Genomic DNA, 13,207 nt, shown 5'->3' with positions numbered 1-13,207 from the left:
CTCACCCACCCCGAGGAGCACCGTGTCAGGACCCGAGCCGTCGCTCGCCACCTCCGGTGCGCGCGGTGCCGTGGTGACCCTCGCGGGCCAGGTGGTCATGGTCGCGACGCGCGTGGTGGGGCTGGCCGTCCTCGCCCGCCTGCTGACCCCCGAAATCTACGGCGTCATGGCGATCGCGACCGGGTTTTCCACCTTCGCCATCGCCGTCACCGCATTGGGGATCCCCATGGCCCTCGCCGGTGCCACCGAGATCTCGCGGCGAGCCCCATCGACACTGTTTTATGTGTCGCTTGCCTTCGGCGTGGTCGTGGGTGGTGCCATCGCCCTCGCCGCTCCCCTCATCGCCCAGCTGTGGGGCGAGCCGCAGCTCGAGCCCGTCCTGCGCTGGCTCGCCCTTGCCCCCGTGATGGGCTCGGTCCTGGGCATCTTCCAACTCCACCTCGCGCGGCAACTGCGGTTCGTCGCGGTCGCGGCCGTGGGCACCTTCGCCACCGTCACGAGCTTTGCCTTGGCGATCGCCGTCGCCGCGGGAGGCGCGGGGATCGAGGCGCTCGTGATTCAGACGCTGTCCCTGCCGGCCATCGAGCTTGTGGTGCTCGCCATCGTCGGCCGCTGGCTTCCCGGCCTGCCGCGCCGCCTGGGCGCCGACGAGCGCGCGCTCCTGCGCGACGCCCGCCACCTGCTGGGCATCAACGTGCTGGGCCAGACCGGTCGCTACGTCACGGCGCCGATGCTCGGCCTGGTCGCCACGCCCGCCCAGGTGGGCCTGTTCGACCGCGCCCAGCAACTGGTCCTGCTGCCCCTGGGCCTCACCATCGACCAGATGAAGCGCGTGGCCCTGCCCGTGCTGACCCGCGTGCGCGACGACCGCGAGCGCCTGGCCTCGTATTACCGCCGCGCACAGCAGCTCGCGACGTATGGCACTGGGCTGCTGTTCGCGCTCCTGGCCGCGCTCGCCGAGCCCGTGGTCGCGATCGTCTTCGGCCCTGGGTGGGAGGCCGCAGTCCCGCTGCTGAGAGTGCTCGCGATCGGCGGCATCGTGCGCGCGTTTGGGCTCACGGTCCAGTGGCTCCACATGGGCGGCGGCTCCGCGCGGGCGGGACTGCGCTTCAACGCGTGGGCGATCCCGCTCGTGGTCGCGATCACCGCGGCGGGCCTGCCATGGGGCGCGATGGGCGTCGCGGTCGCCAATGGCGTGGGCTGGCTCATGTACTGGCCGCTCGCCGTACGCGACGGGGCGCGAGCCGCTGGCATCCCTGCAGCACCGATAGTGGCCGATGCCGTACGCGTCATCCTCACCGTCCTCGCCCCCACGGCCGTGGTCGCCTGGGCGGCGGCGTCCCTGGTCACGGGCGTATGGCCGATGCTCCTGTTGGGTCTCGTAGGCGCCATGGTCACGCTCGCGGTCGCCTTCGCGGCGCTGCCGCGCGTGCGGTCCGACGTCACCGGGCTGGTGGCGATGGTGAGGGGCTGACGCACACCGGCGCTGGCACCGTCACGCCGCCGTCACCCGCGCGTGCCACGATGGAGGCGTGAACAGCGAAGCCGTCGAGACCCTCATGCGCCGCATTGCGGACGACGTGATCCGCCCCCGATTCCGTTCCCTTACCGACGGAGAGATCAGCACCAAGACCGGCCCCCACGACCTCGTCACAGTGGCCGACATCGAGGCCGAGCGGGCGCTCACCCCCCTGCTGCGCGAGATCGAGGACATCGCCGTGGTGGGAGAGGAGGCGACCGAGAACGACCCGTCGTTGCTGGACCTGCTGGGTTCCGAACCGGCCGCGTGGACCGTGGATCCCGTCGACGGCACCTGGAACTTTGCGCACGGCAAGGTCGACTACGCGGTCATGGTCGCGCGTGTTGTGGGCGGCGAGACCGCGGACGGCTGGATTCTGCACCCCGAGACCGGCGACCTGTTTGGCGCCCAGCGCGGCGAGGGCGCGTGGGTGGTGCGCGGTGAGGGCGGCGAGCGCGAGGCGCTGCCCACCCTTGACGGGCCCGCGAGACCGTTGTCGCAGCTACGCGGCGTGGCGATCGCACGCTTCCTTCCCGGCGGCCTGGCCGAGGGCGTCGCGGGGCTCGCCGAGGACGTGGGCGAGGTAGTGCCCCCGCGCATGTGCGCCGGCTGGGACTATTGGGACCTCGCGAATGGCACCAACGACTTCCTGCTGTGGTCGCGCGCCAAGCCGTGGGACCACGCGCCTGGCGTCGCGATCGTGCGCGAGCTGGGCTACGTGGCCCGCTACCTCGACGGCACGGACTACCGCCCCGACCTCCCCGGCCAGCCGTTCCTGGTCGCCCGCGCGAGCGAGTGGGACGCCGTCGCCGAGCGCATCACCGCTCGTATGCCTTAGACGGCCGATGCGCCCGTGCGGACGGCGAGGATCGCTCGTCGCCCGCACGGGGCTGCCTTATGCCCGGTAGCGTCGCCCGATCAGGACGATGCCACCCACGGCGATCAGCGCGGTCGCCACGCCGAGCGGCAGGGCGATATCGGCAGGACCGGAGCCGCTGAGGCTGTCGGCGTCGTTGGCCTCGCCGTCACCCTCCGCGTCGCGCTCCGCACCGTCGCCACCGTCGGCGGCCACGCCGCCCACGGGGTTGGCGACCTCGACGGCGTCGCCGTCGGCAGCGTCACCGCCAGCCGCGTTGTCGGAGCCGTCCCCGGCTCCGTCTTCGGCGCCTCCGTCGAGATCCTCACCGGCAGGCGTGTCGTCGCCTGGCGCGGGCGCGCCGTCCTCGGGATCCTCGGGCGCGATCTCCGGGTCCGGCGCGGCCGTGACGGTCAGCGGCTGCCATCCGAGCACGTCGCCAAACACCGAATAGACAGCGAGCTTGTGCTCGCCCGGCTCGGTGTCTGCGGGGATCAGCACCGAGATGGCCTCCTCGCTCGAGCCCGGCTGGATCTCGAGCTCCACGGGCGTCGAGAACAGGATCACGTCGACGAACTCGTTGGGATCGACGGCCTCGGGCTCCTCCGTGCCGGACGGCGCGGGCTCGGGCGTCTCCAACGGCAGCGCCTCGAGCGCCAACGGCGCCGCCAAGGGCTCAAGCGGCAACGGCAGCACCACGGGGTCTTCATCCCCAGGCTCCGGCGCCGGCTCCCCGAGGATCGGGATCAGCGTGAGGATCTCTCCCGCCTGGACAGTGGAGGGAGCGGTGAACCCGCCCTGGAGCTCGGGCGTGAGGTCGTCCTCGCTCGGCGTGTAGTCGCCGGGCACGGCGCGCTCAAATTGCGCCTCGAACACCAGGTCCTTGGTGCCGACGATGAAGGGCAGCTCGGGGTCGTACCCCACAAAGACGGTGCCGAACGGGGCGAACACCTCGGGACCCTCGGTGATGACCGAGCCCTCCTCGACGTGCTGCCACACCTCGTCGAAGGTGTCGGGCCCCTTGTCGAAGGTGACGTCTACCAGGCACATCGGGTCGATCACGCCACCCGAGAACGGTGCCCGTGGTCCCACGCAGCTCAGACCGAGGGCGCCGTCGTGGACGAAGAACTCGAAGGGAGGGACGTGAGAGAAGAGCTCGTCGGCCAACCCGAGCCTGTCCGCTCGATCGTGGAGCACCACCTTGCTCAGGTGGGTGTCGTCGAGGAACGCGAAGTTCCCGAGCGCCGTCATGTCGCCCTCGATCGTGACCTGGGTCAGCGTCGGGATGAACGCGAACGCCTGCTCGCCCGTCGCCGTCAGGGTCGGCGGGAGAGTGAGCGTGGTGAGCGCGGTCGACGCGAAGGCGGACGTGCCGATCGACCCGACGAGGCCCAGATCGACATCCGCGAGCGCGCTGGCGTGCTCGAAGGCGCGCGGAGCGATGGTGCTCAGGTTCACGGGAAAGTTGATCGAGGTGAGCGCATCGGCATCCGCGAAGGCGCGGTCCTCGATCGTGGTGAGGCCCCCCGCGAGGGTGACCGCCGTGAGCGCATCGGCGTCCTGGAAGGCCCGCGCGTCGATGATCTTCACCGCGCTGGGAATCGTCAGAGAGGTCGCGGTCGCAGCCACGCTCAGGCGTCCGTCGCCGTCGCCCAGGATTTCTACCGGCGCTCCACCTAGGCTTGACGGGACCACCACGTCGGTGCAGCCCGTGATGTCGAGGACTCGCGCCGCAGCACCCTCCAGCTGGTAGGTGTACGTGCACCCGTCCTCGCCCGCCGCGGTGCGGATGTCGGCCTCGAACTGCGCGACAAGCGTCGCGTCCGCGGTCCCCACCGTGTAGGGCAGGGCCGGCGAGAAGCCCGCGAGGCGCTGCCCGGGCGGAGTGATGAAGTCGGGCGCATCCGTGATCACGGAGCCCTCCACAAGGTCGCGCCGCACGTCGGTGCCCAGGGCCCCCAGGTCGAACGTGACGTCGCTTAGGCAGTCGCTGGTGAAGGTCTCGCCACCGATCGTCACGGACTCACCGCTGCAGTCGAGGCCCATGGCGCCGTCGTGGAACAGCAGGCGCAGCCGGAAGCTGGCGCCGTTGAACGTGGACGAGCCGAACGACGCGGACGTGCTGCGGTCGAGGATCGTGACATCACCCAACGCGGTGTTGCCCTCAAAGGTGTGGTTCTGGAAGGCGAGCACGCTGCCGCGAAGCACCACCTCGGTGAGGTCGTCCATGAAGGCAAAGGCGCGATCGCCCGTCCCGCCGACGGTCGCGGGGATGTCGAGCGAGGTCACGGCGCTGTCCCTGAACGCATCCGCGCCCACCTGATTGAGTCCCTTGCCCAGGTCGACCGAGGTGAGCGCGGTCGCGCCTGTGAAGGCATTGGTGCCGACGACCGTCACCGAGTCCGGAAGTGTCAGCGAGGTGAACGTGGACACGTCGCTCATGGGGTCACCCATGCCGACCGTGACCACCGAGAGGCCCTCGATCGTCGCGGGCACGACCACGTCGGTGCAGCCCTCGATGTCGCTGATGAGCGCTTGGGAGACCGCCGGGATAAAGGTGTAGCGGCAGCCATCGGCGCCGAGGAACCGCGGGTCGTCGTCCTCCTCGGCGGGCGTCGCCGCAGCCTTCGGCTCCTCCAGGCGAGCGGCCTTGGGCGCCGCCTTCGGCGCGGGCTCGGGAGCGGCCGATGCCGTGGGCGCCACCTCCGTCGGGGCCGGCTCGGGCTCGACCACCTCGGGTTCGGCCACGTCAGTATTGGCAGCGGGGACCTCGCTCAGTTCGACGACCGGCGCTGCCTCGTCGAGAACCGCCTGCTCCGTAGGCTCCTCGGCGGCCGGCGGCTCGGGTACGGGACTCGGTGTGGCATCGGCCGTCGGGACGGCGGAGGCGGACGGCGTCGCGGAAGGCGACGCTTCCGGGACGAGGCCGTCGGCGGCGCTCGCGGCGCTGCCGCCGAGTGCGGCGCCGGCGAGAACCGCGGCGGCGGCAATCGCGGCGCCCGCGCGGCGGGCATGGGACAGGGGGGAACGCATGGAGATGCTCCTGGGGTCGGCAGACGGGGTGCGGCCCGCGGCCATCTCGCGTGCTCGTTCTCGACGCTAGGGGCCCGCGCGGCCGGCAACCAGCGCTCTCAGGACTCCCTCATGAGGACCCTCAGAAGTCCTCAGAATCTCCCGATGCCGAGCCCAGGAAGGCGTCGAGGTGGCCCAGGAACTCCTGCCACGCGGGCTCGTCGGCACCCAGCAGATGATTGGCGCTTTCGAGCAGTACCAAAGAGGCGTCGGGGATGAGCGTCGCGAGCTCGCGCGCCTGGGAGACGGGGACCCGGACGTCGTCGCGCGAGTGCAGGATGAGCGTGGGGCACGCGACCCGCGACGCCTCATCGACCACGTCGATGTGGGCGAACTCCTCCAGGAAGTTCACGGCGTTCGCGGCAGAGGTGGTGCTGCGCTGGAACTCGGTGAAGGCGTCCCAGTCCTCGAGTGTCCCGCCTGGAACGAACTGCGAGGCGAACACGCGCATGAAGCTCGAGTCCTGTTGCTCCCAGCCCACTCGCGCGAGGTCCACGTCGAGGGCGGCGGCCGCACGCTGGGCCTCGTCCTCGGCGCGCACCACGCGCCCGCGGGCGTAGCCTCCCGACAGCACCAGTCGCTCGACCCGCTCGGGGTGCCGCGCGGCGTAGGCGATCGCCACCGCGGCGCCCTGCGAGATTCCCAGCAGCGGGAAGGTGTCGACGCCCGCGGCCTCGACGACCGCCTCGAGGTCCGCCACCCAGTCCTCGAAGGTGTTACTGGGCGGGTTCCAGTCGGACATGCCACAGCCGCGCTCGTCGTAGCGGACGAGGCGCCTGCCCCACGCCATGCCGCGGTTCCAGTGCGCCCACACGGGGCTGTCCCATTCGAGGTCAAGATGGGTGATCCAGTTGGCGGCCTTCACGAGGACGGGACCCTCGCCCACGGTGGCGTAGGCGATGCGGGAACCGTCGGCGGCCGCGCAATAGCGAATCGCCTGCGGGCCTACCACCGTGTGCGACGTGGCCACCGGGCTACCGGGGGCCGGGGCGAGCCCGGCTTGGGCGGCCGGAGCGGGAGGTGAGACGGGTACGGGGCTGGGCGTGGCATCGGCCGTCCAGACGGTGCCGACGAATTGATAGCCGCGGCCGTGGACGGTGCGGATGAGACGCTGCTCGCTGCCCGAGTCGCCGATCGCGCGGCGGACCGTGCGCAGGGCCGTGGTGAGGGCGGCGTCGCTGACGTAGGTGGTGCCCCAGACCTTGTCGAGCAATTCCTGCTTGGTCACGACGCGGTCGTGGTGCTCGACGAGGAGGCGCAAGAGATCGAAGGCGCGAGGCTCGATGCGCACCTGCTCGTCGCCATGCAGTAGCTGAAAACGGGCGCTATCCAGGGTGAAGTCACCAAAGCCACGCATTCCAGGCACGGGGGCGAGCGTAGCGCGGTGAGACCGCACCGGGAAGAGAGAGCCAGGATGCGGGTACGCCCCCTCATAGGGGAAGGGGGCGCACCCGCGGGCGAGCTCCGGGCGCGAACATCACTACCCCGCCGTGCGCGCCTGCAACATCGCTTGCCCCATCGGCGTGGCCGACACTGTCATCCGGCTCGACCCTGGTGCGGGGCCGTGCTTCGACGCTAGTGCCGCGCACGTGCGCGCTTCAAGGGTCGCGGCCCGTTCCTCAGGTCTCGCTCAGGACTTCCCCAGGCAGGCGCGGCCCGGTCACCCAGCGGGACGCAGCAGGAAGCCGTCGCGCACCAGGTCTCGCAACGCCGGGGCGAGGCCGCCCACCATGGCGGCCGCGGGCACGTCGAGAAGGGCGGCGAGGGCGTGGGCGATCTGGCCCGCGGTGAGTTCGCCGTCGCTCGCGCCCACAAGGCCCGCCAGCGCCGTATCCGCCTTAATCGACCTCCCCAGCGCGCCTCCCTGGCGCAGCAGGATGTGCTCGGGGTCGGCGAGCAGCGGGCGGCCGTAGGTCTCCTTGGTGACGTCCGGCGCGACCGTGAATGCGGTGGCGAGCAGGTCATCATCGCTGGTCTGCGCGAGCCAGTCGTGTGCCGCGAGGCTCGCGGCAAGGTGGGGGCCCAGCGGGCTGGGCAGCGCGCCCTCGTGCTCCTCGAGGCGACGCAGCGTGGGCGTTCCGTTCGAGGGCCGGCGCAGCAGGACGGCGCCGAAGCCGATCGCCTCCACCCCGGAATCGTCGAAGGCGCGCAGGTAGGACTCGTAGGCGGCCCGGAAGCGCGCGGCGTCGCGCTCGGGGGTGATGCCGGCGTCGCGCAGCCAGGTCTCGGCGTACTCGGCGGCGTCGAGGGCGTCACGCTGGATCACCCACGCGTCGAGCGGTACCGGGCTCTGGTCGAGCCACTGTTCGAGCCTGTCGGTCCATGTGCCACGGATCTCCCAGTTGCCCAGGAACTGCGCGATGCCGCCGGGGTTCAGGTGCGCTCCCGCCTCGCGGATCAGCGTGGCGACCACGGCGTCGCCCTCGAGACCACCGTCGCGGTACTCGAAGCGGGGCGCGCCGGGGGGCGTGATCACGAAGGGCGGGTTGGACACGATGAGGTCAAAGTGTTCGCCGTCGACGGGCTCGAGCAGGCTGCCGTGGCGCAGGTCCCAGGCGGCGTCGCCGAGCGCGGGGCGATTGAGAGCCTCCGTGAGCCGGGCGTACGCGAGCGCGCGGTGGGAGATGTCGGTCGCGACCACGGTGCTCGCGTGGCGCGAGGCATGCAGGGCCTGGATGCCGCAGCCGGTGCCGAGGTCCAGCACGCGTCCCACCTGCTGGCGGACGGTGACAGACGCGAGCATGGTGGACGCCCCGCCGACCCCCAGCACGTGGTCGTCGGCGACGGCGCGGCCCGTGATCGCCTCGCGCGGGTCCGAGGCCACCCACCAATCCACCTGGGCGTCACCGTCGGCCGAGGCGTGGGGGCTGAGTTCGATGGCGGCGGTCGAGGCTCCCGCTCTAGCGGTGGCCCCCGTAGCGGCCGCACCGGCCTCCCCTGCGTCAACCAGGCCCGCTCGGTACGAGCCATCCGCGCCGAGGCCGGGCAGTGCGCGACCCAGCTCAACGTCACTCAAGGCGTCGCCGAGAACAAACAGCCTGGTCAGCAGCGCGTGGCGGTCCGTACCAGCATCGCGGGCGGCCATCAGTGCCGGGGTGATCTGCTCGCGGCTGAGCGCACGCGCGGCCCGCTCGCCGATGACCTCCTCGACCGCGTCAACGGTCCAGCCGGCGAGGTCGTCGCGCAGACGCTCAGCCTGCTCGTCGGTCAGGCAGGGCACGGTCGAACTCATGGAGACGAGGGTAATCGGGCGTAGCCGTCGATCCGGCACCGCAGACTCAAGAATTCGACGCCTGTACTATCAGGGCGCCGCTGGCATGATCGCGTGAGCAGAGGGGGCCCCATGGCGCACGAGTCCGCGAACCTCGCGACGCGCGGCGCACGTGGAGCCCTGGTGACCGTGATCGGCCAAGCCGTGTCGGTGGCGAGCAAACTCCTCGCACTCGCCATCCTCGCACGGCTGCTGAGCCCGGAGGTGTACGGGGTCATGGCGGTGGCGACCGCGATTCAGACGCTCGGCATCATGGTGGCGACCCTGGGGATTCCGCTAGCCATTGCCCAAGCACCCACGGTTAGCCGCACGTCGGAATCGACCCTCTTCTTCGCGTCCGTCGTGGGCGGCATTGTCGTAGGGCTCTTCTTGTGGCTGGCCGCGCCTGGGGCAGGAGCCCTGTGGTCCTTTCCGGCATTGCCTGACGTCCTGCGCTGGCTCGCTATCAGTCCCGTCCTGGGCGCCGGAGCCGCCTTTGTGAGCATGAAGCTCGCCCGTGACTTGAGGTTCTCCGCCGCTGCCGCCATCGAAGCCATCAGCACGGCGGCCAGTTTCGCTCTCGCCGTGGTTCTCGCGTGGAATGGCCAGCAATTCACGGCGCTCGTGGCGCAGGCCGTGGCCTTTCCCCTCATTCAGCTCCTGCTCGGCCTGATCGTGGCGCGATGGCTACCGGGCATGCCCCGCTGGCCGTCTGCCGAGGACCGTGCGCTGCTCAGGTCCGGGCTTCACATGTTCGGCATCAATGCCTTGCGGCAACTGAGCAGATACGTCGTCGCACCCGTGCTCGCGCTGGTCGCACCGGTATCTCACGTGGGGCTCTTTGACCGCGCCCAGCAACTCGTCGTCATGCCACTCACCCTCAGCATCGAACAGATGCGGCCGGTGGCGCTTCCGGTACTCGCGCGCGTCCGTCACACGCCTGACCGACTTTCGCGATACTTCCTCCAGGCACAGCAGTTGACGAGCTACGGCACCGCGACCCTGTTCGCGGTGATTGCGGCCACGGCAGATCCACTCGTCGCGCTCGTGTTCGGGCCTCAGTGGAGCGGTGCAGTGCTGTTCGTTCAGATTCTCGCCTTGGGAGCCATTCCGCGTGCGCTCGGGCTGACTATGCAGTGGCTCCATATGGGAGGTGGAGCGGCGGCCGCCGGCCTGCGATTCAATGCATGGGCGCTTCCGCTACAGGTCGCCATCACACTGGCGGGGCTTCCGTGGGGCGCGGCCGGTTTGGCCGTCGCCAACGGGATCGGCTGGCTGGTGTATTGGCCCCTCGCCACCATGAACGCCTCGAGAGCGGTGGGGATCCGCCCCTGGCCCCTTCTGAGGGCCGCGACCCAGTCGGTAGGCCTCGTTGCGGTACCGACGGGAGTCGCCGCAGCGTTCGCCTCCCGCGTGTCAGCGGCACCCCTCTTGTCGATCGCGGCCGGGCTAGGTGCCGCGACACTTCTCGTGGCAATTCTGGCGGCGACCGTGCCCAAGGTCCGTAAGGACGCTGCCGTCACCGTCGGCCTTCTGCGCGCTTCCGGCCGCAATCGATCCTGAGGCACACAGCTACGCTGCGGGCCCCAGCGCCGGGCCGGTCAGCAGCGCCCGGTAGAACTCCACTCCCCGGCCCAGCGACTCGATCGACACTTTTTCGTTGGGGCCGTGGATGGCCTCACGCTGCGCCTTGTCCATGAGCAGCGGCGAGAACCGGTACACCGCCGGCGCGATGCGGGCCACGTGGCGAGCGTCGGACGCGGCCATCATGACGTAGGGCACCACGACCGCCTCGGGGTAGGACGCCGCCACGGCCGCGCCCAGCGCGTCCCACCGCTCGTCGCCGGCCGTGGGCGAGACGGGCGAGGGCTCGGAAGCCTCGACGATCTCGAGCTTCACCCGGGCGTCGTCGATCGCCTCACGCAGGTGCGCGACGGTCGCCGCGACCGACGACCCGACCGCGATGCGGCAGTTGAGCGTCGCGCGCGCCCGGGTGGCGAGCACGTTCTGCGCGGGGCTGCCCTCGAGCATGGTGATCGCCGCGGTGGTGCGCACCATGGCGGCCAGCTCGGGACCCAGGCGCGGCATGACCTTCGCGAGCGGCCCGCGGAGCTTGTCCGCGCGTCCCAGCGCGGTCCCCAGCGGGAACTTCAGCGACGGCGCGAGCCCCTCGAACATCTCCACCGACAGGTCGTGCAGCGACGACGGGAACGGGGAGGATTCCACGTTGACGAGCGCGGCGGCGAGGATCCCGGGCGCGGACTCGCGTGGCGGGGTCGAGGCGTGGCCGCCCAGCGACTCCACCACCAGGTCGATGGTCGCGATGCCCTTCTCCGAGGCTCCGATCACGGCGGCGGGACCGCTCATCCCGGGGAACGCACCGGTCGCGACCGCGCCTCCCTCGTCGAGCACCAGCCACGGCTCGATCCCGCGTTCCTCGAGCAACGCGACGGCCGCGACAGCCGAGGGGCCGTGCTGCTCCTCGTCGGCGCCAAACAGCAGGTAGAGGTCCCGCGCTGGCGTCCACCCGGACGCCAAGAGCCCCTCGAGCGCATCCATGAGCACCACGAGCGCGCCCTTGTCATCGAGCGTGCCGCGGCCGTGCACGTAGCCCGCGTCGATGGCGCCATCGAAGGGCGGGTGTTCCCATCCCTCGGCCTCCCAATCCTCGGGAACCGGCACCACGTCCTGATGCGCCATCAGCATCACCGGACGGTCGACCACGACACCGGGCACGCGCAGCAGCAGGCCCGCGCGGCCCACCTCGTCAACCTCCGCGGCGGCGAACACCCGCGGGTACGCCTGCTCCATCGCCGCGCGGTGGGCCGCGAAGACCTGCGCGACCTCGGCGCTCAGCGGCGCGTCGCCCGGCGGGCAGACGGTGGGGATCCGCACCAGGGTTTGCAGGTGGGTCGCGGCGCTGAGCGCTCGCTCGCTCGCTTGGGCGGCCGATGCCTCACGCTTCTTCATCGGGTCTCCTCGCCTTCGGTAGGGGCGCGCTTGGGGTCGCGCTCGGCGGCCGTACGCACGCCGTCGGGGACGGCGTCGGCCGCCGGCAGCCCGTCGCCCGCAGCGCGCGTGGCGTCGTTGGCCTGGAACGCCACCTTGGGCACCGCGAACAGCACCAGCAGCGCGACGATGGCCGTGCCACCACAGATGGCCCACACCGTCACGTAGCCCGAGAGGGACCCGGCCCCGGACTCCTCGCCCGAGCTCGTCGCGACGGCGCCCGAGGCGAGCGCGATCGCGAAGGCCGACGACGCGAACGAGCCGCCGATGGTCTTGGTCGTGTTGGTCAGCCCCGTGGCGATGCCGGTCTGGTGAGGCGGCGCAGCGGCCGCTGCGGCGGCGGGAAGCGCGGCGACGAGCGCGCCCGATCCCAGTCCCGCGACCATCATGCACGCGAGCACCTGGACAAAGTTGTCGTGCAGCGGGATGAGGGCGAGGTAGCCGGCGGCCACCAGACCCGAGGCCCCGATGAGTACGAACCGCGGCGACCACACCGCCGAGGCCTTGGAGAAGATCGCGGCGCCGATCAGCAGCGACACCACGTAGGCGCCGATGAGATAGGACGCGGTGGCGGAGTCGAGCCCTAGGCCGTAACCCACCTCGCCAGGATCGGTGCGGGCAAAGGTCGACAGCGGGCCCTGCGCTCCCAGGACCGAGACGCCGAACAGGGCCGAGGTCAGGATGACCGGCCAGACGGTGGGGAGGCGCAGCATCGCCATGTCGACGAGCGGGTCGTCGGAGCGCTCCTCGACCTTGACGAACACCCACAGCAGCGCGAGCCCGATGGCCACCATCACGACGACCCACGCGTTGATGCCGTTGAAGCGCACCAGCGACAGGCCGCCGGTGATCGCCAGCAGCGCGAGCGTCAGGACGGTGGTGCCGCGCGTGTCGATGCTGCCGCCGGCGCGCACGCCGGGGTCGGGCACCTTCACGATCACGACCACCAGCGCGATCGTCACCAACACCGCGGGTACCAGGAGCGTCGCCCACAGCGGCAGCATGACGCCGAGTTGGCCGCCCAGCAGCGCGCCCGCGATGGCGCCCGCCTGCAGCGCGACCACGATGACGCCGGCACCGCGCCGGGTCAGCGCCGCCCCGTCGGGGAGGTCGCGGGCGCGCGAGTGGATGATCGACACGTTCATGGGCAGCCACACCACGTAGAAGCCCTGGATGGCCCACGCCACCAGGAACACCGCGAAGGACGCGGAGAACGCGATGGCGTAGGACGCGAGCATCGTCACGATGAGCGATCCGATGAGCACCTTGCGGTGGCCGATCATGTCGCCCAGGCGCGCGAGCACGGGCACCACGATCGCGCTCAGCAGCAGCTGCGTGGCCTCGAGCCAGTTGATGTCCGCGTCGTGAATCGCGAGCTTGTCCGCGATGTCGCTGAACAGCGGCGTGTAGAAGCCCTGGATCACACCCGAGGTGGCCTCGACCACCACGAGCGCCCCGACGATCCCGCCGGCCAGGCGAACCTTGTTTGCCCTCATGGACG

General features: G+C 71.1%; 8 protein-coding genes. 3 read left to right on the top strand and 5 right to left on the bottom strand.

Translation table 11 applies throughout. The features are described from left to right. Positions 1 to 22: 22 nt before the first annotated feature. Together B7K20_RS00225 and B7K20_RS00220 are read left to right on the top strand one after the other, a co-directional pair. The gene (locus B7K20_RS00225) at positions 23 to 1,474 is read left to right on the top strand and encodes an oligosaccharide flippase family protein (RefSeq protein WP_159449258.1); all 1,452 of its coding nucleotides are present in this window, start codon (positions 23 to 25) and stop codon (positions 1,472 to 1,474) included. Positions 1,475 to 1,532: 58 nt separating this feature from the next. Then, on the top strand, positions 1,533 to 2,357 hold the full coding sequence (locus B7K20_RS00220; protein ID WP_084099504.1) for an inositol monophosphatase family protein: 825 nt from the start codon (positions 1,533 to 1,535) through the stop codon (positions 2,355 to 2,357). A gap of 57 nt (positions 2,358 to 2,414) precedes the next feature. On the opposite strand, the gene B7K20_RS00215 is transcribed toward B7K20_RS00220, so the two are convergent. The 3 genes from B7K20_RS00215 to B7K20_RS00205 all read right to left on the bottom strand — a co-directional run bounded on the left by B7K20_RS00215 (position 2,415) and on the right by B7K20_RS00205 (position 8,679). Continuing rightward, complete coding sequence (locus B7K20_RS00215) at positions 2,415 to 5,408, bottom strand: leucine-rich repeat domain-containing protein (protein ID WP_144018440.1); 2,994 nt, start codon at positions 5,406 to 5,408, stop codon at positions 2,415 to 2,417. Positions 5,409 to 5,529: 121 nt separating this feature from the next. Next, positions 5,530 to 6,804: an alpha/beta fold hydrolase gene (locus B7K20_RS00210; RefSeq protein ID WP_084099502.1), complete on the bottom strand. Its 1,275-nt coding sequence runs from the start codon at positions 6,802 to 6,804 to the stop codon at positions 5,530 to 5,532. Between the two features lie 303 nt (positions 6,805 to 7,107). Then, positions 7,108 to 8,679 carry a methyltransferase gene (locus tag B7K20_RS00205; protein ID WP_084099501.1) on the bottom strand — a complete coding sequence of 524 codons (1,572 nt, stop codon included), beginning with the start codon at positions 8,677 to 8,679 and terminating at the stop codon, positions 7,108 to 7,110. A 111-nt stretch (positions 8,680 to 8,790) separates the two neighbouring features. Here B7K20_RS00205 and B7K20_RS00200 point away from each other — a divergent pair, with 111 nt between their 5' ends. Next, positions 8,791 to 10,260, top strand: a complete 1,470-nt coding sequence (locus B7K20_RS00200; RefSeq protein WP_084099500.1) for an oligosaccharide flippase family protein — start codon at positions 8,791 to 8,793, stop codon at positions 10,258 to 10,260. A gap of 9 nt (positions 10,261 to 10,269) precedes the next feature. On the opposite strand, the gene B7K20_RS00195 is transcribed toward B7K20_RS00200, so the two are convergent. Next, complete coding sequence (locus tag B7K20_RS00195) at positions 10,270 to 11,667, bottom strand: M20/M25/M40 family metallo-hydrolase (protein WP_084099499.1); 1,398 nt, start codon at positions 11,665 to 11,667, stop codon at positions 10,270 to 10,272. Then, positions 11,664 to 13,202, bottom strand: a complete 1,539-nt coding sequence (locus B7K20_RS00190) for an MFS transporter (RefSeq protein ID WP_084099498.1) — start codon at positions 13,200 to 13,202, stop codon at positions 11,664 to 11,666. The genes B7K20_RS00195 and B7K20_RS00190 overlap by 4 nt, the downstream gene beginning before the upstream one ends. Between the last annotated feature and the right edge of the window lie 5 nt (positions 13,203 to 13,207).

It is taken from the genome of Demequina sp. NBRC 110051 (assembly GCF_002090055.1).
In the GTDB taxonomy this organism is placed as follows: domain Bacteria; phylum Actinomycetota; class Actinomycetes; order Actinomycetales; family Demequinaceae; genus Demequina.
Note: the sequence above shows the minus strand (reverse complement) of the source record. Positions and strands in the feature narration are given on the sequence as shown.

Coding starts and splice junctions, on each gene's coding strand:
- B7K20_RS00215 (WP_144018440.1), bottom strand. CDS start 5,408: ATGCGTTCCCCCCTGTCCCATGCCCGCCGCGCGGGCGCCGCGATTGCC.
- B7K20_RS00190 (WP_084099498.1), bottom strand. CDS start 13,202: ATGAGGGCAAACAAGGTTCGCCTGGCCGGCGGGATCGTCGGGGCGCTC.
- B7K20_RS00210 (WP_084099502.1), bottom strand. CDS start 6,804: ATGCGTGGCTTTGGTGACTTCACCCTGGATAGCGCCCGTTTTCAGCTA.
- B7K20_RS00195 (WP_084099499.1), bottom strand. CDS start 11,667: ATGAAGAAGCGTGAGGCATCGGCCGCCCAAGCGAGCGAGCGAGCGCTC.
- B7K20_RS00205 (WP_084099501.1), bottom strand. CDS start 8,679: ATGAGTTCGACCGTGCCCTGCCTGACCGACGAGCAGGCTGAGCGTCTG.
- B7K20_RS00200 (WP_084099500.1), top strand. CDS start 8,791: ATGGCGCACGAGTCCGCGAACCTCGCGACGCGCGGCGCACGTGGAGCC.